The organism is Aquirufa sp. Wall-65K1 (genome assembly GCF_054558475.1).
In genome coordinates, this window is record NZ_JBPXKD010000004.1 from 250,605 (window position 1) to 277,104 (window position 26,500).

Below are 26,500 nucleotides of genomic sequence, written 5' to 3' on the forward strand. Positions count from 1 at the left end.
CATAGGATAAGCTGCTTTGGTAAATGCAGTTGAGGGCTGTTTAAATAGCTCTTTGGTTTTGAACTTTTACTAGAAATATAGTATGCTTGCATAATATATTTTTTTTCTGCATTTTTGGATTCCTAATGTATAACAATATGGCAAAAGAATACGATCGTCGGAATCTCGACTTTATTTTAAAAGAAGTGTTGGACTACGGTTCCTTGTGTTCACACCCTTATTTTGCGGATTATACTCCCGATATGTTTGACATGGTATTGGACTCAGCAGAATCTATTGCTGAGAAATACTTACGTCCTCATTTTGTTGATACGGATAGACATCCGGCTGAATTAATTGATGGAACGGTGCATGTGCATCCATCAACAGAGGCCTATGTCAAAGAAATGGGAGAGTCTGGCATGGTTGGTGCAACATTTTCTTATGAGAAAGGAGGGCAGCAATTACCAAGTACGGTAGGTGGAGCTCATGAATTTATTCGTGGAGCGGCAAGTAATTCCATTGTAATGTTTACAGGATTGACGAATGGTGCAGCTCATTTAATTGCCTCTTTTGGCTCTGAAGAGTTGAAAGCAGCCTATGTGCCCAATATGCTGAATGGTCGTTGGACAGGAACCATGTGTTTGACAGAACCCCAGGCAGGAAGCTCCTTAAATGATGTTTCTACCCAGGCCAAGGATCTAGGCAATGGGACTTATTCCATAAAAGGACAAAAGATTTTTATTTCGGGCGGTGATAATCAATTTTCTGAAAATATCATTCACTTGGTTTTAGCTCGTTTGGAAGGTGCTCCGAAAGGAACGAAAGGTATTTCGCTTTTTGTGGTACCTAAACGTAGAAAAGAAAATGGTCAATGGGTTTCCAATGAAGTGATTTCCTTGGGTTTATACCATAAAATGGGTCAGAAGGGGACACCAGCCTTGCACCTTTCATTTGGAGATAAAGGGGATTCCATCGGCTATTTAGTAGGTGAGCCTAACAAAGGTTTATCCTACATGTTTCAAATGATGAACGAAGCGCGTTTGGGCGTAGGAATGGGAGGGGCTTATATTGCTTCGGCGGCTTATCATTTCTCAAAACAATATGCCAATGAGCGTTCGCAGGGGCGTAAATTGAGTAATAAAGACCCAGAAACGCCTCCTACTTTGATTAAAAATCATCCAGATGTTCAACGGATGTTATATTTCCAAAAGGCCATAGTTGAAGGGGCTATGGGATTATTGTTCCAATGTTTTATGTGGGAGGATTATTCCAAATGTTTGAGTGGAGAGGAGGCTGAAAACTACCATACCTTATTGAATTTGATGACACCTGTGGCAAAGACTTATCCTGCGGAGATGGGCTTGCAAGCGGTTAATCAGGGATTGCAAGTTTTGGGAGGTTATGGTTATACGGAAGATTTTCCTTTAGAACAAATGGCCCGCGATGTGCGGATCATGTCTATTTATGAAGGAACTACCGGTATTCACGGATTGACTTTGTTAGGAAGAGAAATACCAGCTAACCAAAGTAAGGCCTTAAAATTATTGTTGAACTTAATTCAAAAGGATATTGAGGAGGCAAAAAAACAAGCCTCAATCAAGCGATATGCAGACGAATTAGAGCAAGAAGTAGGCAAATTGGGTCAGGTAACCATGCACAAATTGAAGATTGCGGGCGAAGGAAAACCTGAATTGTTTTTAGCGGACTCTACCCTATACATGGAGTTATTTGGTTTAATCGTAGTGGCTTGGCAATGGATAAAACAAGGAACCATAGCTAGTAAATCCTTGGAAAGTGGCGTTTCAGCGGCAGACAAAGAATTTTATCAGGATAAATTACATACCATGAAATTCTTCTATCACTATGAAGTACCTAAAGCTTTGGGATTAAATAAACGATTAATGGATACGGAGAATTTAACCGTGTTTGAATCTTAACATTGGAAAAATATATGAAAAGAGTATTAATATTCACTTGCTTACTGTTGACTTGTACTTGGTCAGGAATGGCTCAAACGAAGTCGGCATACAGTGCCTATGAATTATTTCATCCTTTATGGAATTATCAATCGAACTCGCCCTATCGATCAGGTTCAGGGATTCCGGGCCCATCTTACTGGCAAAACGCTGCTGATTATAAAATTCAAGTAAGTTTGGATGAAGAGGCTAGAAAAATTTCAGGGGATGTGGAAATTACCTACAAAAATAATTCCCCCGATAAATTAAGTTTTCTTTGGTTGCAATTAGATCAAAACTCCTTTAATACTCAATCCAGAGGAGGTAAAACGACACCAATTTCAGGAGGACGTTTTGGTAATGTTGGTTTTGATGGTGGATATAAAATTGAGAGTGTTTTAGTAGATGGCAAAGCAACTCCTTTTATCGTGGAGGATACGCGTATGCAGATTCGTTTGGCACAACCAATGGCTGAAAAATTGGGTCAAGTAAAAATTAAGATTGTTTATTCTTTCACTTCTCCTCAAAACGGATCTGATCGCATGGGATTACAAGAGACGAAAAATGGAATGATATTCCAAGTAGCTCAATGGTTCCCGCGTATGTGCGTTTATGATGATATCGAGGGTTGGAACGTATTACCTTATTTAGGTGCAGGAGAGTTTTATTTAGAATATGGAAATTTTGAATACTCAATCAATGTACCTGCATCGCATATCGTAGTCGGTTCTGGCGAATTACAAAACCCTGCCGAAGTTTTCACAGCAGAACAATTGAAGCGTTGGAATGCTGCAGCTAATTCTGAAACTACGGTGATTATTCGTGGCGAAGATGAAGTAAAAAATCCAGCTTCCAAACCGGCTAAAGATCGTTTGACTTGGAGGTTTAAATGTCAAAATGCCCGTGATGTAGCATTTGCTAGCTCGAAATCATTCATCATGGATGCGGCAAGAATTAACCTACCTAGTGGAAAGAAATGCATGGCTATTTCGGTTTATCCAGAGGAATCCAATGGTAAAAATTCTTGGGGCAGGTCAACTGAATATGTAAAAGCTTCCATTGAATATTATTCTAAGTGGTTGTATGAATATACGTATCCAACTGCTACCAATGTGGCTGGAATCGTTTCAGGCATGGAATATCCAGGAATTATATTCTGTGGTTTCCGTGACCAAACGGCCGCACTATGGGGAGTGACAGATCATGAATTTGGTCATAACTGGTTCCCTATGATTGTCGGAAGCAATGAGCGTAAATTTCCTTGGATGGATGAAGGCTTCAATACCTTTATCAACTTTTATTCTACCGATGCCTTTAACGACGGAGAATATAAGAATCGTAAGTTTGATATGCATCAAATAGCTAAACCCATGTTTAGAGAAAATGCTGATCCAATCATGTCGATCCCTGACGTGGTTCAACCTAGAAATTTAGGATGGGAAGCATACAATAAACCCGGTTTTGGATTAAAAATATTAAGAGAGCAAATTTTAGGTCCCGACCGATTTGACTATGCTTTCAAGAATTACATAAAGCAATGGGCCTTTAAGCACCCTACTCCTTATGACTTTTTCCATGCCATGGAAGATGGTGCGGGAGAAGATTTAACCTGGTTTTGGAGACAATGGTTTTTTGAACTTTGGAAGTTAGATCAAAGTGTAAGTGATGTGGTGTACATTGATCAAAATCCAGCCAGTGGCGCCATTGTAACCATTAAGAATTTGGATAAAATGATTATGCCGGGCATTGTAGAGGTCGAATTATCAGACGGTAAAAAAGAAAGATACAATTTCCCTGTGGAAATTTGGCAGCGAGGAGGAAGCTGGGAATTTAAGACTAATACTACTTTGCCAATCAAATCAGTTACTATAGATCCAGATCATGTATTTCCTGATTTGAATCCTCAAAATAATACTTGGAAGCCTTATTCTTACCGGGCACCTAAGTCAAACTAGCTGAAATTTATTTCATTTGAACCTGGTGTTCTAATTCGTTATTACTATACTTTCATCAATACAACTAACATGCTCCAGACCTCGCAAGAAGTCTGGAGCTTATCTTTTATTTGCGGTTAAGAATTCGCCCAATGTCATTGGCTTTCGCTAATTCCTCTTTGAGTTTTTCATAACTACCTGATAACATCAATCCTTTGTATTTCAATAGCGTATTAATGTATTCATCCAGGACATCCATTAAGTTTTCTTGGTTTTGATGAAATATCTGAATCCAGGTTTCTGGGGATGATTTAGCCAAACGAACCGTAGATTCAAATCCAGTGGATGCTAACTCAAATATTCGTTTTTCATCTTTTTCTTTCTCTAAAACCGTATTGGCTAAGGCAAAAGAACAAATATGCGATATATGTGAAATATAGGCTGTATGGACATCATGGCTGATGGAATCCATATAAATCAAATTCATATGTAAGCCATCTTGGTATAAACTTTCGATGGTTTTTTCGGCATCAGGATCACTTAATTCCTGGTCGCAAATGACGCAACGTTTGCCTTCAAATAGTCCATCGATTGCGGCCTCTGGTCCAGAAAATTCAGTACCTGCCATGGGGTGAGTTGAGACAAATTGTTTTCTTCTTGGGTGGTTTTTTAAGGCTTCATAAATAGGACTTTTGGTCGATCCCACTTCAATCACAATCTGTTTTTCATTGAATTGGTCCAAAATTTTGGGTAATTGTTCAACCAAATTATCTACGGGAGTAGCTATAATCAGCACGTCTATGACTTGTAAGGCTTGATCCAATGGGAGCAAGCGATCTATAAGGCCTAGTTCCAAGGCTCTTTTTTGGTTTGGACGATTGGTATCAATGCCAATGCACTCTTTTGCCCAGCCAGTTTTACGTAAACCCAGGGCCATGGAACCACCAATTAAACCGATCCCTAAAATTCCTACAACTTTATTTGATTCCATTTGAATGTGTTTTTATGCGGTGAATGGCTGATTCAAAAAGGGAAATGGGGGCACATAGAGATACGCGAATATAGCCATTCCCTTGGCTTCCAAATATGCCACCTGGAGTGATGAACACGGCATTTTCTTCTAATATTTTATCTGAAAGCTCATATCCGCTTCCGTAGGTATTGGGGATTTTCGCCCAAACGAACATACCGCTTTGTTGAGGATCATAGGAGCAATTTAATAAGTCCATTAATTGAAATACCACTTGCTGACGCTCAGAATAAATCTTGTTCTGTTGTTTGAACCAATAGGCATCTGCTTTTAAAGCTTCTACGGCTGCCTCTTGCAAAGGTAAAAACATGCCTGAATCCATGTTGGATTTAAAAGTCAAAATGGGCGCTAAAAAACTCTGTTTTCCCAAGACAGCTCCAATTCTCCAGCCCGCCATATTATGTGATTTAGACAAAGAGTTTAATTCAATCGCTACTTCCTTCATACCGGGAATGCTCAACATGCTGATAGGTTGATCATTTAAAATGAAGCTGTAGGGGTTGTCATTGACCAATAAGATAGCGTGTTTCAAGGCAAAATCACGTAATTTTTCAAAAAATGCCCAATCGGCTTTAGCACCAGTAGGCATGTGGGGGTAATTCACCCACATGATTTTAACTTTGGATAGGTCTCGTTTTGCTAATTCATCTAAGTCGGGTAGCCAACCATTTGCCTCAGATAGTTCATAGCTTTGTACCTCTGCACCAGTGAGCGCACAGGCCGCTTGGTAGGTGGGATATCCAGGGTTGGGAATTAAGGTGACATCTCCTTTTTCCAAATAGGCCATAGCTATGTGCATGATTCCTTCTTTGGAACCCATCAGGGGTAAGATTTCTGTATTGGGGTCAATATCTACTTGATATTGAGTTTTATAAAATTGGGAAAAGGCTTCACGGAGTGCGGGAATTCCTTGATATCCTTGATAGGCATGGTTTTCTTTTTTCTGGGCGCTAGCTATCAGCGCCTCTATAGTCGCATCAGAAGGAGCTAAGTCCGGACTACCTATTCCCAAGTTCAGCACTGGGATACCTGAGGCTTTTAAGGCTGCAATCTGTTTTAGCTTGGTAGAAAAGTAGTATTCTTGCACTACTTGTAATCTTGAAGCTGGAGAAATGGTGAAGCTCATAAAACAAAAAAACCGACTTCTGGCCGGCTCATAATAAGTTTAAAATTAATCAATACCTACAATAGCCTATTGGCAAGATGTGAATCCTGCGTAATAATAAGCGTAATAATAGGTAGTGGATTGTTTAATCATGTTCCAAAGGTATAAAAAAAATGTTTTTATGCAAACCATAAACTTTCTGTTCGATAGGGTGCATGCCGAAATTGCTCTCCTTTAGCCCTTAAGAAAGTCGTTGAATGTACATGGAAATTAAATCAGGCTCAAATCCTTTTCTCAGGGCATATTGGTAGCACTTTTGTTTTCTTGCCCAATCATTGGAATCTTTTAGCTGTTTAAATTTTTCGACTATCATGGATTCCAGAGTGGAATCATAGGGAAGTTCGTGTAATTCCCCTAAGGCAGCTTGTACCAAAGCATCTGAAACTTGAAGTCTTTTTAACTCAAATTTTATTTTATTTCTACCCCAAGATTTTTGATTGAATTTTGACCGAACAAATAAGCGAGCAAAGCGCTCTTGATGTAGGTAATTATTGTCTTCTAACCAATCTAGGTAGGCTTGTTGATCCTCCGGTAAAATAGAAAATGAGTCCAATTTCACTTTGATTTCCCAAACACAGCGTTCTTGGTAGGCGCAGTAGCGAGCCAATTTCTGTAAAACCTCCGATTTCATGGGGAATTATTGGATGGGTGAGTTGGAATCAACCTCCTCGTATGCCTCTAAATTAAATAAATCATTCAAGGCATCCACCATGCTATCCGATTCTCCTCGCTTACAAGCAGCTTTTAAATGGATAATAGGTTGTTTGATGATTTTCTGAACCAAACTTGCCGTGATCTTTTCTAATTTCTCTGCCTCTTGAGGATTTAATCCTTTCAAATGACGATTAATTTCTTCTTTACGGATTTGCTCCAAGGCATTTTTTAGTTTGTGAATGGTAGGAGAAACTTCCATTTCTTTTGACCAATCATTGAAACTAATTACAGATTCATCGATGATTCTACGTACATCAGGAACAGAGGCCATTCGAATGCGCAAGGCTTCGTCGGCACGTTCTTTTAATGAGTCAATATTGTATAATAAAACACCTGATATTTTTTCGATGCCTTCCTCAATACTTCTAGGAACTGATAGGTCAATGAAATATTTGAAAGTTAAAATCGATAATTTCTTTAATTCAGCTTGGGTGATAATCGGGTCTTGGTTACGGACAGAAGAAATAATAATATCTGCTTGTGCAATTTCCTTCCATAAATCCTCGATGGGTGCCACCCGGAAAGGTTTATCGTGTGCTATTTTTTCAGCCTTTTCCAAGGTACGGTTCATGATGGTGATTTCAGCGAAATCTTTGTCCTCCATGTTTTTACATACGTCTAAGCCTATTTCCCCCAAACCTAAAATCAATACCTTAGGTTGAGCAATGGCCTGAGACAATTCTTCTGCCAAGGCTACGGTCGCATAAGAAACAGAAGCCGCTCCATCACGGAAAGAAGTTTCTTGGGCAACTCTTTTGTTAGCATAGAAAATAGTATGCATCAAACGATGCAAATATGGTCCTGCTAAATTTAAATCGGCAGACTGTTGGTAGGCTTTTTTAATTTGATTAGGGATTTGTAAATCCCCTACCACTTTAGACTGTAACCCCGTAGCAACTTCAAATAAATGCCTTAAAGAAGCCTCTGCGTCAGATTCAAGATGGAAATAAGGCGTGTATTCTTGCGTTTGATGCAAGCCTTTTTCAATCAATAAACTTTTAACTAAGTCCTGGGAAATATCTTCCGGGGTATTGTAATACACCTCTGTGCGATTGCAGGTTGATACAATCAGCATTTCTTGTAATCCAAAAAGGTCTTTGCATTTGATAGCAAAGGCTCTACTTTCTTCCTCATTTAAGGCTACTTGCTCACGAATCGTGAGAGGAGCAGAGCGATGAGATATACTGATAGACTTAAACGGAATTGACATTAGGTGGTTTTGAAAAATAATTAACAAAAGTACAAACCAAAATTTATTTTATGTACTGTCTTGACAAGAAAATAGTAAATTAGACAAAGTTTAAATAACACACGATGGACTTCAGCAACAAGACAGTTTTTATCACCGGTGCCTCCAGGGGTATCGGATTTGAAATTGCTAAAAAAATGGCTTCAGTGGGCGCAAACGTAGTTATTGCTGCCAAAACAGCCACACCACATCCCAAATTACCTGGTACGGTTTTTTCTGCTGCCGAGGAAATTGAGCGTTTAGGCGGCCGAGCCTTACCATTAGTCTTAGATATTCGTGATGAAAATCATGTTTTTGAAGCGGTGGAAAAAGCCGTAGAGACATTTGGGGGGATTGATATCTTGGTAAATAATGCTTCGGCTATTTCATTGACGGGTACCTTATGGACCGACATGAAAAAATATGATTTGATGCATCAGGTCAATGCTCGAGGAACTTTTTTGACATCCAAGGCTTGTTTGCCTCATTTATTAAAATCCTCAAACCCCCATGTCCTAACACTATCTCCTCCATTGAACATCGAAGCGCGCTGGTTTGAAAACCATGTGGCCTATTCCATGGCAAAATTTAGCATGTCACTCTGTACCCTAGGTATGGCAGCGGAGTTTAAGAATAAAGTAGCTTTTAATTCCCTTTGGCCGAAAACCATCATAGCTACCGCAGCCATTGAATTTGCCGTGGGCAATTCGGAGATGTTAGATCGAGCTAGAAAACCAAGTATCATGGCAGATGCCGCCTATGAAATATTCAAGCAAGATCATGTGAGCACCACGGGACAGTTTTTCATCGACGAAGAGGTTTTGCGTGCAGCAAATTATACGGATTTTGAGGTGTATAAAGTAAATCCAAGCTTAGGTGATCACGAACTAATACCAGACTTTTTTATTTAATACCGTGCCATTAATTCAATCAAAACCCGATTATCAAGCCCCAATTTGGTTACCTGAAGGACATACACAAAGTATGTTTACTGCTTTATTTCGTAAAATAAATGACCTGAAACCGCAGCGGGAAAGGTTCATTTTAAGCGATCAGGATTTTGTGGATTTTGATTGGTATGCTGATACGCCTTTATCCGAAAAACCATTACTCATTATTTCCCATGGCTTGGAGGGAAGTAGTCAGGCCCAATATGTAAGAGGTTTGGCCAAAACCATGTTGGCCCAAGGATTCAATGTGCTGGCGTGGAACTTTAGGTCCTGCTCAGGTGAGATGAATCGGCAACTCAGGTTTTATCATAGTGGGGCTACGGATGATTTAGAAGAAGTGATTCAAACCTGTATTCAACGTGGGGCGAATAGCATTTATTTGGCTGGATTTAGTTTGGGGGGAAATCTAACCTTGAAATGGTTGGGTGAGCAAGGGCAAAATCATCCAAATTTGATTCGAAAAGCTGTGGCATTTTCTGTACCTTTGCACCTTTCAAGTAGTAGCCGAAAGTTGGCACGACGAGAAAATGGACTCTACACTCATCGATTTTTACAAACTCTTCTATCTAAAGCAAAAGAAAAAGCTGTGTTATTTCCCACGGCTGTCGATGTGGCTATTCTACAAAGAATTAAAACATTGAAGGAGTTTGATGATGTGATTACGGGTCCATTACATGGTTTTAAAGATGCAGAAGACTATTATGAACAGAATAGCTCACTGTATTTTTTAGATAAAATTCAGATTCCTACCTTGGTAGTGAATGCCCAAAATGATCCATTTTTATCGCCCGAATGCCTTCCCGCATCTCAGGCTTCAAACTGGGAACAGGTATTTTTGGAATTGCCAGCTCAAGGCGGGCATTGTGGATTTTATCCTTCAGGTTATCGAGGAACCTTGTGGTCGGAACAACGGGCAATGAATTGGTTTTTGAATAAAGAAACGATTAATTATGTCTAATAAACAGTTGGAACCATTGCACATTGTGATTGATTTTGATAGCACTTTTACCAAAGTAGAAGGGCTAGATGAGTTGGCGAATATCGCCTTACAGGGAAACCCGAAGCAGGGTGAGATTGTCTCTAAAATTCGGGAAATTACGGAAAAAGGGATGGCGGGTTCCTATTCTTTTGCAGATTCTTTGCGTGATCGAGTGGCACTTTTGTCTGCCAACCGCAGTCATGTAGATCAATTAATTACTTTTTTAAAAGGTAAAATTTCCGATTCATTTAAAAGGAACAAGGAGTTTATCCAAGAGCATGCCGAGCAAATCTTAATTGTTTCCAGTGGGTTTAAAGATTTCATTGTTCCTGTAGTTCAGGAATTAGGTATCCCAGCAGAAAATGTATTTGCTAATACGTTTCATTATGACGCGGAAGGAAATATAACAGGTTACGATCATGATAATTTATTGTCGAAGGATCGAGGTAAAGTTAGCCTACTGCAGTCCCTACACTTAGAAGGCGAGGTTTATGTGATTGGTGATGGTTATACTGATTACGAATTACGTGAGGCGGGTTTAGCCAATAAGTTTTTTGCATTTACAGAAAATGTTTCTCGTAAAGTGGTGGTAGAGAAAGCTGATCATGTGGTGCCTTCCTTAGACGAGTTTTTATACATCAATGGATTGAGTCGTGCTCAGTCTTATCCTAAATCTAGGATTAAAGTGTTATTGTTGGAAAACGTTCATCCACATGCAGTACAAGCATTTAAAAAGGAGGGTTTCCAAGTAGAATTATTGAAAGGAGCCTTGGATGAAGCCGAGTTGATGGAGAAAATCAAAGATGTTTCTATTTTAGGTTTACGTTCAAAAACCAATTTGACCAAGAAAGTATTGGAGCATCCCAATGCTGCTCGTTTAATGTGCGTAGGCGCATTCTGTATTGGGACTAATCAAATCGATTTGTCGGAGTGTGAAAATAGGGGGATTGCTGTATTTAATGCGCCTTATTCTAATACCCGTTCGGTGGTGGAATTATCCATTGGTTTAATGGTGATGCTTACGCGTAATATTTTTGAGAAATCCACGCGCATGCATGCGGGTGTTTGGGATAAATCGGCTACCAATTCTTATGAGATTCGTGGGAAGAAATTAGGTTTGGTTGGATACGGAAATATTGGAACACAAATATCCGTGATTGCTGAAGCATTAGGCATGGAAGTTTACTTCTTTGATACGGTCGATAAATTGGCCTTAGGTAATGCCAAGAAATGTTCCAGCTTGAAAGAATTATTGAACTTAGCCGATTTTGTGAGTTTGCACGTTGACGGCAGAAAGGTCAATACCAATATCATTGGAAAACAAGAGTTTTCTTGGATGAAAGACAATGTGATTTTCTTGAATCTTTCCAGAGGTCATGTGGTGGAAATCCCTGCTTTGGTAGAGGCGATTAAATCAGGCAAAGTTTGGGGAGCTGCGGTAGACGTATTTCCTTATGAACCTAAAACCAACGATGAGGAATTCATCAATGAGCTGAGAGGTTTACCCAATGTGATATTAACGCCGCACATCGGAGGCTCTACCGAAGAGGCTCAGGCGAATATAGGGGAGTTTGTTCCTGCCAAATTATTGCAGTTCATGAACAATGGAAGTACGTATGGGTCCGTGAATTTCCCAGAATTACAATTGCCGCCATTGGAAAATGCACACCGCTTATTGCATATCCACCACAATGTTCCGGGTATATTGGCACAAATCAATAATGTTTTTGCCAAGTATCATGTGAATATCATTGGTCAATACTTGAAAACGACCGAGAAAACAGGATATGTCATCACCGATGTGGCCAAGGAATATTCAGAAGAAATCGTCAATGAATTGAAATTGATTGATAATACCATTAAGTTTAGAATGCTTTACTAATTATATGATGCAACCCGTATTTTTTACCCCTGGCCCAGCGGCACTTTATCCTACTGTTCAAGGACATTATGAGGAGGCATTTCGTCTGTCCATCGGTTCCATCTCGCATCGTTCTGCTCAGTTTAGAAAAATATACCAACATGCCGATGAGCAATTAAGGCAATTGTTTAATTTGCCTAAACAGAATAATGCAATTTTATTTACGGGTTCTGCTACAGAAATTTGGGAAAGAATCATCATGAATACGGTGGAGCATGAGTGCTTTCACTTAGTGAATGGTTCATTTTCAAAAAAGTTTTTCGACTTTGCACAAGAACTCCACAAATATGCGCATGCTGCTCACAAACCATTTGGTGAGGGTTTTGATGCGGCAGATGTACAAGTGCCAGCTTATGCTGAATTGATTTGTGCTACTGCCAATGAAACAAGTTCCGGTGTACAAATGCGTTCACAGGAAATTCATAAATTAAAGAAAGCCAACAAAGACAAGTTTTTAGCGGTAGATATGGTTTCTTCGGCTCCTTATACCAACTTAGACTTTAATATCGTAGATACGGCTTTTTTCTCTGTTCAAAAGGCTTTTGGTATGCCAGCTGGTTTGGGTGTTTGGATTGCCAATGAGGCTATGCTGGAGAAGGCAGAAAGGATGAAAAAGCATGAAGGGGTGATTGGAACTTATCATTCATTACCGAGCCTTTGGGAAAATTACAAGAAGTTTGAAACGCCAGAGACACCCAATGTGATGGGGATATATGTTTTAGGTAAAGTGGCGGAAGATTTTAACCGAATAGGTGTGGATCAAATCCGCAAAGAGACGGATCGCAAGGCGAAGGCACTATATGATTTTGCCAAGAAATCAGATCGATTTGAAGCTTTTGTAGAGCATGAGTCGCATCGTTCTCAAACGGTAGTTGTTTTAAATTGTCAGGAGGCAGCGGGGACCATCATTCAGAAAGTGAAAGATACGTCGGGTATGATTGTGGGATCAGGATATGGCAAAATGAAAGAAACTCAAATAAGAATTGCTAATTTCCCTGCCGTTTCATTGGAACAGGTGGAGGCATTGATACAAACTTTGAACGCTATTTAATTAGAAAAAAATGATTAATCCAGGAAATTCCATCCGTTGGGGAATACTCGCCTGCGGTAAAATCGCGCGCAAATTTGCCGATGATTTAGCTTTTGTTTCAGATGCCCAGCTAACAGCTGTGGCTTCTAGGGATATCAATCGAGCAGAAGAATTTGCTTCCCATTATCCAGGTTCAAAGGCCTTCGGTTCTTATGAAGAAATGCTATCCAGCGGCCTGATTGATGTTGTCTATGTGGCTTCCCCTCACGGTCTTCATCATGCTCATACTTTATTGTGTTTAGAGGCAGGAATACCTGTTTTATGTGAAAAAGCTTTTGCCGTAAATGGTAGGCAAGTATCTGAAATGATTCAAAAAGCCAAAGAAAAGAATTTGTTTTTAATGGAAGCTTTATGGACGAGGTTTCATCCTTCTGTGGCACAAGTATTGGCGATTATTGAATCGGGTAAGATAGGTCAAATCAGGCATGTGGCGGCTGACTTCGGGTTTAAAGCGGAGTATGATGTAGAGAGTCGTTTATTCAACCCCGTGTTAACCGGTGGATCTTTGATGGACATTGGGATATATCCTCTTTTTATTTCTAAATTGTTACTAGGCCAACCCAAAACTTTGTTGGCTACAGGTACCATGGCCCCTACAGGAGTGGACATGAATTGCTCCATCGTAACTAGTTATGAAAATGGAGCTACTGCCACATTATTTTCTACTTTGGCGGCTCAAACAGATACCACATGTACGATATATGGTAGCCAAGGAAAAATTTTGATGCATTCTCGTTTTCATGAAACCTTTGGTATTACCCTGACTTTGGAATCTGGGGAAGTGGAGGAGTATGCATGCGAACGAAAGGGATGGGGATATTCTTATGAGGCGGAAGCAGTGCAAGCTGATTTACGCGCTGGCCGATTGGAAAACAAATGGATGACGCATCAGTTTAGTCAAGAATTGATGGGACTTTTAGATGAAATTAGAAAACAAATAGGTTTAGTCTATCCTAACGAATAAAGATGAAGAAACAATTATTACTAGGCATTTTGCTCTTGGTGAGAACTAGCCTATGGGCACAAATCGACAAATTTGAAAAGGAAATTAGGGCGTATGAAAAGCAGGACTCACTTTCCATGCCTGCCAAAAACCTACGTTTGTTTATTGGAAGTTCCAGCTTTCGCCTTTGGAAGACTTTTAGTCAAGATATGGCTGCCTATCCCTCCATTAACCGCGGATTTGGTGGTTCTACCCTAGAGGAGGCATTGTATTATTTTGATCGAATGGTCATTAAATACCAGCCATCATGGGTATTTATGTATGAAGGTGATAATGATTTAGCAAAGGGTCAAAGTCCTGAATTCATCGCTCAGGAGTTCGTCGAGTTTTCCAAGCGACTACGTGCTAAATTGCCTACTACCAAATTGGTGTTTATTGCTGCTAGACCTAGTTTAGCTCGATTGACCATGTTAGATAAACAAAAAGATTTAAACAATCGAATTCAACAGATTATCTCCAAGGAAAAGGATAGGTTTTATGTGGATATGCAAAGCCCCTTTTTCCGTGCAGATGGTACATTGATGGATGATATTTTTGTTGCAGACAAATTACATTTGAATGAAAAGGGATACCAGATTTTTGTGAAGCAAATTCATGAATTTATTCAAAAGCATCCCTAAATTTTACGTTTATGGTGAGAGATTATTCAGCAACAGATTGGTTAGCCAATATTTCAGTGGATTGTGTCATCTTTGGATTTCATGAAAACCAATTGAAAGTACTTCTTTTGAAATTTAAAAATACGGATGTCTGGTCGCTTTCCGGTGGATTTGTTAAGTCCAATGAAGATGTTGATCAAGCAGCAAGTCGGGTACTTTTTGAGCGTACTGGCCTAAAAGATTTGTACCTGGAGCAATTTTATACTTTTGGAGATGTCAAGCGAAACCAAAACGCCATCCAACAGCATGCCAAAATTCAAGAGCAGATAGGTGAATCTAGAATAGATACTTCCTTTTTGTCAGAGCGGTATATTTCCGTAGGTTACTATGCCTTGGTTGATTTTTCTAAAGTGAACGTCAATTTGGACCACATGTCAGACCAATTTTCTTGGAATGATATACATGATATCCCTGAAATGTTTTTAGATCACCGAGCTATTTTAGAAAAAGCCCTGGAGCGCTTGAGATGGTCTTTGGATCAAAAATTACTGGCTTTTAACCTCTTGGCTGAAACATTCACCATGTCTGAATTACAGCAAGTCTACGAAACCATTTTAGGTAAAAAATTAGTGAGGACGAATTTCCAACGAAAGATATTAAGTATGGATATTCTGGTGCGCTTAGAAAAGCGTTTTTTAGGAGGGGCCCACAAAGCACCTTATTTATATCGCTTTGACGCTAAGAAGGCTCAAGCCTATTTGGCTCAAGTAGATTTATAATTTAGACACTTATCTAACTATTTAAATTTTTCATTCCATTTTTCTTGTTCCAATAAGTTGATGCCGTGTTGAGTTTCTTCATCATAGGCTTTTTGTGTGCTATTCATCCAGCGGTAGGCATCTAAAAACCACCATTGCAGCTCGCTTTCATACCAAAGTGGGCGCAATGTTCTTTGGGTGATGAGTTCTTTAAATTGCTTGGCAGCTCTTTGGGTAATAGCAAAATGGGTGGCTTCATGGTCCAAGGCTCTGTCTGGGAGATTTTCTTTTTTCCAGGAATAGGAACGTAACATATACACCTTTACTTGGATGGGAAGGTATAGGATTCCTTGCTCAATTCTTGGGCTTGCATGGTATTCAAAATTGCTAAATATTTGAGCAGCAAATCGTGAACCGGGCGTAGGTTTAGATTTAAAATCACTCCATTCCAGTTTTTTTTGCCCGTAAAAAAGGCTGTCGGCATCTTGGGAACTGGGTAAGTAATCAGGTAAAAATTCTACCTTAACTTGCTGAATTAATTTAGGGTCTTTATCCCAATTGTTTTTCCACCAAATGGCAAATTGCTTAATTAGGCTTTGAGAACTTAATTTGGCCATTTCTTCCCAATGGGCTGAATTCTTTTTGAGTCCTTGGGTTTTAAAACTGCTTCGGTAGCTGTAGAGCAATTGTGGTCCCAAGATAGAATCTCGATCTACATAAACTTCAGCATGAAATTTGACTATTTCCTTGGTTTGTAAATCAAATTCTTTGATATGTACTTGCAAGTGAAAATCAGACGTTTCTTTTGACCTGAATAGGTAGGGTTGAAATAAGGCTTTGGAGGAATTGCTTATTCCATGAATGGATTTGAATTGATAGCTAGGTATTTGTCCGAATAAGGTGAAGGAGGTAAATAAGTAAAAAGCACCTAATTTTAGGTGCTTTTTACTTATTACTTTATCCCATGTTGTGGTAAACATTTTGAACATCATCATCTTCTTCCAAACGTTCAATTAGTTTTTCCACATCTGCGGCTTGTTCATCGCTAAGTTCTTTCGTCTCATTAGGAATTCGCTCAAAGTCAGCCCCTAATAATTCATATCCTTTCTCCTCTAAGTATTTCTGAATAGCTCCGAAAGCCGTAAACTCTCCATAAATATTGATTTGATTCGTTTCAGTATCTAAAAAAACTTCATCACCACCTAAATCAATTAATTCAAATTCTAATTCTTCTAAATCGATTTCTGGTTTAGCCGCAATTTTAAAAGCTGATTTACGCGTAAAAATAAAGTCCAACATCCCTTGCGTACCTAGGCTTCCCCCACATTTGGTGAAAGATGAGCGAATATTCGCCACAGTACGGTTGATATTATCCGTGGTGGTTTCTACTAAAATAGCGATACCATGCTGGGCATATCCTTCGTATACAATTTCTTTATAATCCTCTTGGTCTTTGGATACGGCTCTTTTTATGGCACGTTCCACATTATCTTTCGGCATATTAACTGCCTTGGCATTCTGAATGATGGCCCTTAGACGCGAGTTACCTGTTGGATCTGCTCCACCTGCTTTCACAGCAATAACAATGTCTTTACCGATTTTTGTAAACGTTTTGGCCATTTGACCCCAGCGTTTAAACTTTCTTGCCTTTCTAAATTCAAAAGCTCTTCCCATAATTCTTTGCGATAATTAGTACTAGCTACAAAAATAAAACAAGCAAAAGGATTTTTGTCGATAGAAATAAAAAAACTAAAGAATTATTTCCATCTAAGTTCCAAGCTGCCCTACAATACCTACCTACGCTTCCGTTTAATTTGGTTAAATTGCCGAGACTGATTTACGACAACCTTTTTTATGAAGCGAATTTTCCTTTTAATTTTTACGCTTACCACTTTTTTTTCTCTAGCTCAAACAGCCAAACGAAACGAAAACTTCCAAATGCTCATCAAGCCGGCTAAAAGTCCACTTAAGATGGATGGAAAGTTGGATGAAGCCGCCTGGTTCGAAGCGGCTAAGGTGAGTGATTTTATGATGTGTAATCCAACCGATACACTATGTTCTAATGTACGTACGGATGTTCGAATGACCTATGATGATAAGTTTTTATATATTTCTGCGGAGTGTTTTTTGAAAGATCAATCTCGCTATGTGGTAGAATCACTTAAACGTGATTTTAGCTTTGGTATTAATGATAACTTCCTTGTTTTTATTGATACTTTCGATGATAAAACCACAGGATTTTCTTTTGGAGCCAATGCCGCAGGGGCACAGTGGGACGGCCAGATGTCCGAAGGGGCGAAAGTAAACCTAAATTGGGATAACAAATGGGAGTCATCCACTTCTTATAACAAGGAATCTTGGATTTGGGAGGCAGCTATTCCATTTAAATCCATTCGATATAAAAACAATAGTACTCGTTGGGGAATTAATTTCAGTAGATTGGACCTGCAAGCCAAAGAAAAATCTGCTTGGGCACCAGTGCCACGACAATTCCCTACGGCCTCTTTAGCTTATTCAGGTGTTTTGTTGTGGGAAACTCCTCCTCCAGCTCCCAAACAAAATATTTCAGTGATTCCTTATGTATTATCTGGAGTGACGAGTAATTATGAAACCCAAAGTCCAACCAGTTTTAGAAAGCAAATTGGTGGAGATATCAAAGTGGCATTAAGTTCTAGTATGAACATGGACTTGACCATCAATCCTGATTTTTCGCAAGTGGATGTGGACCGGCAACAAACCAATCTTGATCGATTTGAGTTGTTTTATCCAGAAAAAAGGCAATTCTTCATTGAAAATTCCGATTTATTTGATGGGTTTGGGACCGAAAATATTCGTCCATTTTTCTCTCGTCGCATTGGTTTAGCTTTGAATGCTCGTACTGGTATTTATGAGCAAACACCCATAACCTATGGTGCTCGTGTGAGTGGTAAATTGACCAATGACTGGAGGATAGGTTTGTTGAATGTTCAATCGCAAAGAATTGATGATAAGGGAGTTCCTACCCAAAACTATTCCATGGTTGCCTTGCAAAGGAAATTATTTGCTCGTTCAAACATCGGAATATTTATGATCAACAAGCAGTCCTTTATAGATACCGAATTTCAGCGACAAAATGGATTTGCTGAATTCAATAGAAATATTGGGGTGGAATACAATTTAGCCTCATCCAATAATTTCTGGACCGGTAAAATCTTCTATTATCAGTCCATTAGTCCAGATGCTAAAACAAATAATTTTGCCCATGCGGCTTCTTTGGCCTACAAAGACAACCATTGGATCATGAGTTGGAAGCATCAGTGGGTAGGGGATAGTTATAATCCAGAAGTGGGTTATGTGCCTCGTGTCAATTACACCAATATCAACCCAGAGGTAGGCAAGATCTTATATCCCAAAAGTAAAACCAGTCGCTTATTCTATGCGCAAGTTCGATTAAATAGTTTGAGCTTTTGGAATAATTCAGGTGGTTTGACAGATAATACCACCTACGTAGCTTTGGAAGGTAAAATGAAGGATCAGTCAAGCTTTTCAGCCTTCCATGGCTATGATTATGTTCGATTATTATATGATTTCGATCCTACCCGTATGGGAAATGCGCCAGTCAGAAAAGGTTCAGAACATACCTGGAGATCCGTAGGATTTGGGTATATCTCTTCACCCATTAAATTGTTCACATATTCGGTGACTTCACGTTTTGGAGGATATTATGGGAATGGATATAGAACAGGAATGACTGGAGAATTGGGCTATCGTTTTCAGCCCCATGTCGGTATTTCTGTGGCCTTGGATTACAACGATATTTGGGGAGTGGAGGTGCCCATCACGCAAGCCGATGGGACTAGCAAAAAAATCATTTCGGCTTCAGAATTTTGGATTGTCCGTCCAAAAGTGGACATAACTTTTACCAATAAACTGTTTTTTACTACCTTCTTTCAGTTGAATCAGCAAACCAAGAATATGAACCTCAATGCCCGTTTACAGTGGAGATATAAACCGGCTTCTGACTTGTTTTTGGTTTACACAGATAATTATTTACCAGAGAATTTTCATATTAGAAATCGTTCCATAGTGCTAAAATTGAATTATTGGCTTAATTTGTAGGTCTAAAAATTAACAAACACTACCATGAAAAAACTTCTTGTTATTCTTTCCTGTATTTTAAGTTTTGGAGCATTGGCACAAAGTCCAGCTTCGCCACCAGCAGTAGCCTCTCAGAAAGTGGGTAAAACCCAAGTTTTGATTAAATATGCTAAGCCATCTGTCAAAGGACGTTTGGTATTTGGTACCAAAGAGCAAAAAGCTTTAGTTCCTTATGGAGAAGTTTGGAGAACAGGTGCGAATGAAGCCACGACCATTGAATTCTCTAACGATGTGTTAGTTCAAGGTAAACCTTTGGCAAAAGGTGTTTATTCTTTGTTATCTATCCCTGGTCCGACAGAATGGACCATCATATTCAATAAAGAATCAAAAATGTGGGGTGCTTATACTTACAAAGCCGCTCAAGATGCTTTACGCGTGACAGCTAAACCAAGTGAGCATGCCATGACCGAGCAATTTACTATAGCTGTTTCAGAGACAGGTCAAGTTACTTTAGATTGGGATAAAACTTCCGTTTCTTTCTACGTTAAATAGGAGAAATAATCTAAAATTAAAGCGAACCATCAAGGTTCGCTTTTTTTATGTCAGAAATTCATTTGAATTCCTCGATGCTTTGGTTATTTTTACCTCATTATGGGCATGTGCCCCTGAGCCATTTTAACAAGATTGTGTTATGAAAAAAGTATTGATTGCAGAGGATAGTTCGGTCATTCAAAATTTAGCCAGAAAAATTTTAGAGTTTCAAAACTTTGAAATTCATGCGGTTAAGAATGGACAACAAGTTTTAGACGAATTAGCCAAAGCTGATTTTGATATCATTCTTTTGGATATTAACATGCCTGTCATGGATGGAATGGAATGTGCCAGAGCGGTTCGTGCTTTAGCAGATTCAACGAAATCCAACATTCCTATGATAGCGATTACAGGGAATGCAAGAAACTACAGCATGGAAGATTTCAAAGAAGCTGGATTTAATGATTTTTTAGCTAAACCTTTGAATTTTGATGCCCTTGTATCTCAAGTTAAAGCATTAACAGAATAACGGCATGTCGCCGATCTCGGTAGAATTTCTGGGTACAGGTACCTCACAAGGGATACCCATGATAGCCTGTTCATGTGAAGTTTGTACTTCCTCTGATTATCATGACCAGCGTTTGAGGGTTTCCATGCACATTCAAACCCAAGGTAAAAGTTTCATTATAGATACTGGCCCTGATTTTCGCCAACAAATGCTTCGTGCTGGTATTAAGCAGGTAGATGCTGTCATATATACACATGAGCACAAGGACCATACCGCGGGGATGGATGATTTGCGAGGCTTTAATTATGCGCAAAAATCAAGTATACCTTTGTATGCTCAAGTGAATGTAATCGATCAACTGAAAAGGGAGTTTGCCTATGCTTTTGGGGAAAATAAATATCCTGGAGTACCTGAGATTGAAACCATACCCATCACCCATCAAGCCTTTGAAATCCAAGGAGTAAAAATTCAACCTATTTTAGTTCGGCATTATCTTTTGGATGTTTTGGGTTTTCGATTTGGCAATTTTACCTACATCACCGATGCGAATTTTATTTCCGATGAGGAATTAGAAAAAGTGAAAGGTTCTAAGGTCTTGGTCATTAATGCCTTAAAAAAGACAGCTCATATATCGCACTTTACCTTGGATGAAGCTTTAGAAGTCATCGACAAGGTGAAGCCAGAAAGAGCCTACATCACGCACATTAGTCATCAAATGGGATTGCATGCCGAGGTTCAAAAAGAATTGCCACCCCATGTTTTTTTGGCCTATGACGGCCTTCAATTAAGCGTATCATAATGCCTGTAGAAGCTGTTTTATTAGATATGGACGGAGTGGTGGTGGATAATTTACCCTACCATGTAGATGCCTGGTTATTATTTTGTGAGCAACATGGCATTCCATTGACTCGAGAAGTGTTTTATCGGGATTTAAACGGAATGAATTCCAAAGACACATTTGAATGGTTTTATGGGAGGAGCATGTCTCGTGAAGAAATTGAACATCTTGAAGAAAAGAAAGAAGCCATTTACCGAGGATTTTATGCGGCCCATCGAGTGGCAGCTCCCGGTTTAATCAGCTTTTTGGAAGGATTAAAAGAGCAAGGTATTCCTTGTGCTTTGGCTACTTCTGCCGGACAAGGGAACATTGATTTTATCGTGGATGGACTGGCAATTCGGCATTTTTTTCAGGCCATAGTGGGAGGTGCAGAGGTGAAAAAGGGCAAGCCCGATCCAGAAATTTATTTGAAAGCCGCTGATATCCTGGGGGCAAAATATGAAAACTGCTGGGTAGTGGAAGATTCCCTCCAAGGGATACAGGCAGGCCTATCCGCAGGAATGAAAGTTGTGGGTATGACAAGCTCCCACACAGCTACTGAATTAGCACATACTCAGATTCAAGTACCTAACTTTGAGGGACTTCTTAGCTTGATTCAAGCCAAATAATTCATCTTGTTTTTTAAATTTACCTAAATTATCTTTGGCAAATTTTGGGATTTTCCTAATTTTTAAAACCTTTTACCCAGGTAAGTGGTTTTACATTACTGTTCTTTGTTTTAATCTTTTATTTCATCAAAAACTTTCCTTATGAAAAGAAAATTATTGTTCAGCCTTGGATTGATGCTGTTCTGGATAGTTCCAGTACTCGCTCAGGACCAAGTAATTTCTGGAAAAGTTAGCTCATCAGAAGATGGGTCTGGTTTGCCAGGTGTGAGTGTTTCCATCAAGGGGAGCTCTCGAGGTATTACTACTGGTAGTGATGGTAGTTATCGCCTTTCCGTTCCCGGAAAAAATGCCGTTTTATCCTTCAGTTTTGTTGGTTTTGCCAAACAAGAAGTAGCTGTTGGTAACAAATCGGTCATTAATGTTTCTTTAGTTCCAGAATCATCAAGTTTGGACGAAGTGGTTGTTATTGGTTATGGTACAGCCAAAAAGCAAAATTTAACCGGTGCTCAGGTGAACGTGTCTTCCAAAGCCTTGGAAAACAAACCGGTGGCCAGCTTTGAAAATTTATTGCAAGGTAAAGCTGCGGGTGTTCAAGTTACCGCTCAAAACGGACGTCCAGGGGCTCCAGCCTTTATTCGTATCCGTGGTGAAGGTACTTTAACAGCAGGTGCACAGCCATTGGTGGTTATTGACGGTGTTCCAACCGCTAACAGTGAAGGAGCTATCGGAAGTGTTAACGTATTAAGTTCATTGAACCCTAATGACATTGAAGATATTTCCATCTTAAAAGATGCTTCTTCAGCGGCTATTTATGGATCTCGTGGAGCTAATGGTGTTATTTTAGTAACTACCAAAAAAGGTAAGAAAGGAAATGCCAAAGTAACGGTTTCTACTTCTTATGGTATCAACGAGAAAACACCAGACAATTTCCAAATGATGAATCTTCGTCAAAAGTTGGAATATGAAAGAGACTTAGATTATGCTAATGAATACGTAGATGCTGCTGGAATCACTAGTCCTGCTAGCGCAACTCAGGCTGACTTAGACAAAGTTTGGGCTACTTTAGAATCTAAAAAAACAGATTGGTTTAATACCCTTTTACGTCGTGGTATGAACCAAGTTACTCGCGTGGGAGTAAGTGGTGCAAGTGATACATTTACTTATAATTTGTCATTAGAAAATCAAATCAACGAAGGTATCTTTAAGTTAGCTTCTGATTTGTGGAGAAAGCAAGGTCGTGTGAATGTGGAGTTTAAACCAAATAATTGGGTTAAAATAGGAACCAACGTAAACTTCTCCAATAACAAGACTAATGAGGTTCGTGACCGTTACAATGCGCAGAATCCAGCTTTTGCTATTTATGCCTACAACCCATATGAGCCAGAGCGTTTAGAAAATGGAAACTTTAATTTAACTCACCAAGGTTTCCCAATATCTGAGGCATTGGAAAATAATCCAGAGACCTTGACTACCAATACAGGTATTTCTAGTGCTTATGTGTCTTTAACTCCAATCAAAAACTTTGAGTTTAGATCTCAGGCAGGTGTAACTTGGGTAGATTATTACAGAGAGTCATACATCAAGCCTAATTCCGTATTAGACCAATATGTAGGTGACCCTGCAGCTCGTGGATCCAAAACAGATAATGGATATCAGTCATTCAACTATGTATTCTCCAATACATTGAACTATACAAATACCATTGCTGATAAGCACAATATCCGTGCCTTAGTAGGGGTAGAGTATACAAATGATAACTATCGTTCTTTCTCATTTGGAACAAAAGGTTTCCCGAATGGAAAAGTTAGTACACAGGATAATGCTTCAACGCCAGTTTCTGCCACTTCATTTAAAACAGATTGGTCGTTATTCTCATTATTCGGTCGTGTGGGTTATGACTTCAACCAGCGTTATTTCTTGGATGCGTCCATTCGTCGTGACGGATCTTCTCGCTTCGGAGTAGATAACCGTTATGGTTTATTTGGTTCTGTCAGTGCAGGATGGGAAATCAGCAAAGAGGCTTTCATGGAAGATTTAACTTTCATCAATCAGTTGAAATTGCGTGCTAGTTATGGTACTACTGGTAATGACCGTATTGGTAACTATACTTCCTTAGGTTTGTATCGTTATTCAAGTTATGGTACTACTTCAGCAACTTTCCCTTCTCAATTACCTAACTCAAGTTTAACCTGGGAAAAATCAGCTTCAACAAACGTAGGTATTGATTTTGCCATTTTGAAGAGCAAGTTGACGGGTTCGGTAGACTACTACCAAAAGAAGACAACTAATTTGTTATTTGATCGTCCGGTTTCATCTACTACTGGTTTTTCAAGTCGTACAGAGAACGTAGGAGCTGTAGAGAATTCAGGTATTGAATTAACCTTGAATTACAAGATCATGCAAACAAAAGATTTCTACTGGGATATCTCAGCTAACTTTACAAACAACAACAATAAAGTGGTTGAGTTGACAGAAGATAATCTTAACCGTACAGGTGGTGTTTCTAGATTGAAAATTGGTGAGCCAATCGATGTTTATTATTTAAATCGCTATGTTGGCGTAAATAAGGAAACAGGTAAGCCAATATATTTGGATAAATCTGGTGCCAATACCGAGACTTGGAGCGCAGGAGATGCTGTAATCTTAAGTGGAAAATCTCGTCAAATTAAGTATTTCGGTGGTTTAGGAACTACAGTGACTTATAAAGGTGTGACATTGTCAGCAGACGCTGTTTATCAAGGAGGTCATTACATATTAAACTACAGATGGCAAGACTTGAATTCAGATGGAGAGAATGTATATCAAAATCAGGCAGTAGATGCGTTGAATTATTGGAAAAAAGCAGGAGATGTGAATGTTTTGCCTGATCCACGTAATTTATATCAATCATTCTCTACTGATCGCTTCTTACAAAAAGGAGATTATATCCGTTTACGTAACGTGACTTTAGCTTATAATTTGCCTAGCAACTTGGTGAAGAAGGCTAAAATGCAGTCAGTACGAGTGTATGCTCAAGCGCAAAACTGGTTCTACTGGACTCCAGAATTTAAAGGAGATCCAGAAGTTGGATTTGGCCAGGCGGAAAGTGCTGGTGGAACTGTTCAAGGTTTATATGCGGCATATTCTTATCCGCAAACTAGAACAGTCAATGTAGGATTAGATATCACATTTTAATTAGTAGAGACATGAAAATGAAAAAATTCATTCTAGCGATATGCAGTGTTTGCCTAGTAGGACTAGGTTCTTGTGAAAAAGGATTGGAACTGGGACCATATAACTCAGCTACCATCGCACAAGCTTTTGAATCGGAATCTGATTTTGCTAATGCTGTCAGAGGTATGTATGGATCAGCTTTAGGAGGCTCTTATTATGGAGGTTCTATGATCAGTTTACCCGATATTTTATCGGATAATGTTTTGGTGGCACGTACAGGTCGTTTATCTAATCTTTCTTTCCATGAGTGGCGTTATACTTCGGATGGAACTTGGGGATTATTTGCAACAGCTTATACTGGTATTCGCAGAGCTAATGCCATTTTAGAAAACTTGGATCGTTTACCAGCAGGTGCAGCTAAGGAAAATTTTAAGGCTGAAGCTTTGGCTTTCCGCGCTATGGCACATTTTGATTTGGTACGGATATATGGAAAAGCCTATACCCAAGCTTCTGATACAGACTTAGGAGTTCCATATGTAACATCTACGGATGCTACCTTGAAACCAAGTCGTGAATCTGTAAAAACTAATTTCAGTAAGATTGAAGCAGATTTAAAAGCAGCTGAAACTGGAATTGGTACTGCCAATGGAATTTATCGATTCAACAAAGCAGCTGTAGCCGCTTTATTATCTCGTGTTTATTTATACGAAGGAAAATGGCAAGAATCAGCTGATGCAGCGACTCGTTCATTAGCTTTAAGTTCTAACCCAGGGGGTTTAGCGGATTATGCTAGAATTTGGACAGATGCAGTAAATACAGGTGTATTGTTAAAATTGCAGATTGTAGACAAAGACCGTATTACTCCAGGTGTGGAATATAGCCAAAGCTCAGCTTCGGGAGTTCGTAATGAATATGTAATAGACTACCAATTCTTACAGTCTTTCAAAGCCAACGATGTAAGAACAGCAGCTTCTGTACGATTGACAACATTCAATGGTCAGCCTTATAATTCCATAGCTAAGTGGTTTGGTAGAGCTACTGGTAATGCTAACGTTACGGATTCTAAGGTATTACGTGTAGCAGAAGTTTGGTTAAATTTAGCTGAATCATTAGCTAATTTAGGCAAGAATGCTGAAGCCTTAACTGCTTTAAATAACCTTCGTAGAAACCGTTATAATGGTTTTGATGCAGGCAATTTTACAGAATCAGGAGATGCTTTGAAAGCAGCTATCGATTTAGAGCGTCGTTTGGAGTTTGCTTTTGAAGGACATCGTTTATTCGATTTGAAGCGTAAAGGAACAGGAGTTTCTCGTTCTTCGCGTGGTGATAGAGCCGATGGAACTGGTACTCCAGCACGTTTCTTGACTTTAGCAGCTACAGATTATCGTTTACAATTGCCAATTCCAACCAATGAATTGCGTGTAAACCCTAATATTCAACAAAATCCGAATTATTAATCGACGTATTTTGTGTGTTA

At 39.2% G+C, this 26,500-nt stretch carries 22 protein-coding genes; 16 read left to right on the forward strand and 6 right to left on the reverse strand.

Translation table 11 applies throughout. The annotated features are described in order from the left end of the window. The first annotated feature begins 137 nt into the window (after positions 1 to 137). Both ACST15_RS08460 and ACST15_RS08465 read left to right on the forward strand, forming a co-directional pair. On the forward strand, positions 138 to 1,919 hold the full coding sequence (locus ACST15_RS08460; RefSeq protein ID WP_459454219.1) for an acyl-CoA dehydrogenase: 1,782 nt from the start codon (positions 138 to 140) through the stop codon (positions 1,917 to 1,919). Between the two features lie 14 nt (positions 1,920 to 1,933). Further along, positions 1,934 to 3,892, forward strand: a complete 1,959-nt coding sequence (locus ACST15_RS08465; RefSeq protein WP_459454220.1) for a M1 family metallopeptidase — start codon at positions 1,934 to 1,936, stop codon at positions 3,890 to 3,892. Positions 3,893 to 3,998: 106 nt separating this feature from the next. Here the strand turns inward: ACST15_RS08465 and ACST15_RS08470 are convergent, their stop codons facing one another. The 4 genes from ACST15_RS08470 to hemA form a co-directional block, all read right to left on the reverse strand. Next, positions 3,999 to 4,862 carry a prephenate dehydrogenase gene (locus ACST15_RS08470; RefSeq protein WP_459454221.1) on the reverse strand — a complete coding sequence of 288 codons (864 nt, stop codon included), beginning with the start codon at positions 4,860 to 4,862 and terminating at the stop codon, positions 3,999 to 4,001. Next, a complete protein-coding gene (locus ACST15_RS08475; protein WP_459454222.1) occupies positions 4,849 to 6,027 on the reverse strand; it encodes a pyridoxal phosphate-dependent aminotransferase in 1,179 nt (392 codons plus the stop codon). The genes ACST15_RS08470 and ACST15_RS08475 overlap by 14 nt, the downstream gene beginning before the upstream one ends. A 220-nt stretch (positions 6,028 to 6,247) precedes the next feature. Beyond that, positions 6,248 to 6,697: a regulatory protein RecX gene (locus tag ACST15_RS08480; RefSeq protein ID WP_459454223.1), complete on the reverse strand. Its 450-nt coding sequence runs from the start codon at positions 6,695 to 6,697 to the stop codon at positions 6,248 to 6,250. A 6-nt stretch (positions 6,698 to 6,703) separates the two neighbouring features. Beyond that, positions 6,704 to 7,990, reverse strand: coding sequence for a glutamyl-tRNA reductase (gene hemA / locus ACST15_RS08485; RefSeq protein ID WP_459454224.1), 1,287 nt, complete (start codon positions 7,988 to 7,990; stop codon positions 6,704 to 6,706). Between the two features lie 104 nt (positions 7,991 to 8,094). Between hemA and ACST15_RS08490 the strand changes: the two genes are divergently transcribed. The 7 genes from ACST15_RS08490 to ACST15_RS08520 are packed head-to-tail and all read left to right on the forward strand — an operon-like array spanning position 8,095 to position 15,329. Beyond that, entirely contained in the window at positions 8,095 to 8,919 is an 825-nt protein-coding gene (locus tag ACST15_RS08490) for an SDR family oxidoreductase (RefSeq protein WP_459454225.1), read from the forward strand. A gap of 4 nt (positions 8,920 to 8,923) precedes the next feature. Continuing rightward, positions 8,924 to 9,916, forward strand: coding sequence for a YheT family hydrolase (locus ACST15_RS08495; protein WP_459454226.1), 993 nt, complete (start codon positions 8,924 to 8,926; stop codon positions 9,914 to 9,916). Next, positions 9,909 to 11,819, forward strand: a complete 1,911-nt coding sequence (gene serA / locus ACST15_RS08500) for a phosphoglycerate dehydrogenase (RefSeq protein WP_459454227.1) — start codon at positions 9,909 to 9,911, stop codon at positions 11,817 to 11,819. The genes ACST15_RS08495 and serA overlap by 8 nt, the downstream gene beginning before the upstream one ends. 7 nt (positions 11,820 to 11,826) lie before the next feature. After that, positions 11,827 to 12,909: an aminotransferase class V-fold PLP-dependent enzyme gene (locus tag ACST15_RS08505; RefSeq protein WP_459454355.1), complete on the forward strand. Its 1,083-nt coding sequence runs from the start codon at positions 11,827 to 11,829 to the stop codon at positions 12,907 to 12,909. 10 nt (positions 12,910 to 12,919) lie between these two features. Then, on the forward strand, positions 12,920 to 13,912 hold the full coding sequence (locus ACST15_RS08510; protein WP_459454228.1) for a Gfo/Idh/MocA family protein: 993 nt from the start codon (positions 12,920 to 12,922) through the stop codon (positions 13,910 to 13,912). Between the two features lie 2 nt (positions 13,913 to 13,914). After that, positions 13,915 to 14,571, forward strand: coding sequence for a GDSL-type esterase/lipase family protein (locus ACST15_RS08515; RefSeq protein WP_459454229.1), 657 nt, complete (start codon positions 13,915 to 13,917; stop codon positions 14,569 to 14,571). Positions 14,572 to 14,582: 11 nt separating this feature from the next. Then, on the forward strand, positions 14,583 to 15,329 hold the full coding sequence (locus tag ACST15_RS08520) for an NUDIX hydrolase (protein WP_459454230.1): 747 nt from the start codon (positions 14,583 to 14,585) through the stop codon (positions 15,327 to 15,329). A gap of 17 nt (positions 15,330 to 15,346) precedes the next feature. On the opposite strand, the gene ACST15_RS08525 is transcribed toward ACST15_RS08520, so the two are convergent. Beyond that, positions 15,347 to 16,303 (reverse strand): hypothetical protein, encoded by a 957-nt coding sequence (locus ACST15_RS08525; protein ID WP_459454231.1) that lies wholly within the window; start codon positions 16,301 to 16,303, stop codon positions 15,347 to 15,349. Then, complete coding sequence (locus ACST15_RS08530; protein WP_459454232.1) at positions 16,266 to 16,982, reverse strand: YebC/PmpR family DNA-binding transcriptional regulator; 717 nt, start codon at positions 16,980 to 16,982, stop codon at positions 16,266 to 16,268. The genes ACST15_RS08525 and ACST15_RS08530 overlap by 38 nt, the downstream gene beginning before the upstream one ends. 180 nt (positions 16,983 to 17,162) lie before the next feature. Here ACST15_RS08530 and ACST15_RS08535 point away from each other — a divergent pair, with 180 nt between their 5' ends. The 7 genes from ACST15_RS08535 to ACST15_RS08565 all read left to right on the forward strand — a co-directional run bounded on the left by ACST15_RS08535 (position 17,163) and on the right by ACST15_RS08565 (position 26,480). Continuing rightward, positions 17,163 to 19,406 (forward strand): DUF5916 domain-containing protein, encoded by a 2,244-nt coding sequence (locus ACST15_RS08535; RefSeq protein WP_459454233.1) that lies wholly within the window; start codon positions 17,163 to 17,165, stop codon positions 19,404 to 19,406. Between the two features lie 24 nt (positions 19,407 to 19,430). Further along, positions 19,431 to 19,937 carry a DUF2911 domain-containing protein gene (locus ACST15_RS08540; protein ID WP_459454234.1) on the forward strand — a complete coding sequence of 169 codons (507 nt, stop codon included), beginning with the start codon at positions 19,431 to 19,433 and terminating at the stop codon, positions 19,935 to 19,937. Positions 19,938 to 20,076: 139 nt separating this feature from the next. Beyond that, positions 20,077 to 20,445: a response regulator gene (locus ACST15_RS08545; protein ID WP_459454235.1), complete on the forward strand. Its 369-nt coding sequence runs from the start codon at positions 20,077 to 20,079 to the stop codon at positions 20,443 to 20,445. Between the two features lie 13 nt (positions 20,446 to 20,458). Then, positions 20,459 to 21,223 (forward strand): MBL fold metallo-hydrolase, encoded by a 765-nt coding sequence (locus ACST15_RS08550; RefSeq protein WP_459454356.1) that lies wholly within the window; start codon positions 20,459 to 20,461, stop codon positions 21,221 to 21,223. Next, positions 21,223 to 21,870, forward strand: coding sequence for an HAD family hydrolase (locus ACST15_RS08555; protein WP_459454236.1), 648 nt, complete (start codon positions 21,223 to 21,225; stop codon positions 21,868 to 21,870). The genes ACST15_RS08550 and ACST15_RS08555 overlap by 1 nt, the downstream gene beginning before the upstream one ends. A gap of 141 nt (positions 21,871 to 22,011) precedes the next feature. Further along, complete coding sequence (locus ACST15_RS08560) at positions 22,012 to 25,044, forward strand: SusC/RagA family TonB-linked outer membrane protein (protein WP_459454237.1); 3,033 nt, start codon at positions 22,012 to 22,014, stop codon at positions 25,042 to 25,044. Positions 25,045 to 25,055: 11 nt separating this feature from the next. Then, positions 25,056 to 26,480, forward strand: coding sequence for a RagB/SusD family nutrient uptake outer membrane protein (locus ACST15_RS08565; RefSeq protein WP_459454238.1), 1,425 nt, complete (start codon positions 25,056 to 25,058; stop codon positions 26,478 to 26,480). Positions 26,481 to 26,500 lie beyond the last annotated feature (20 nt).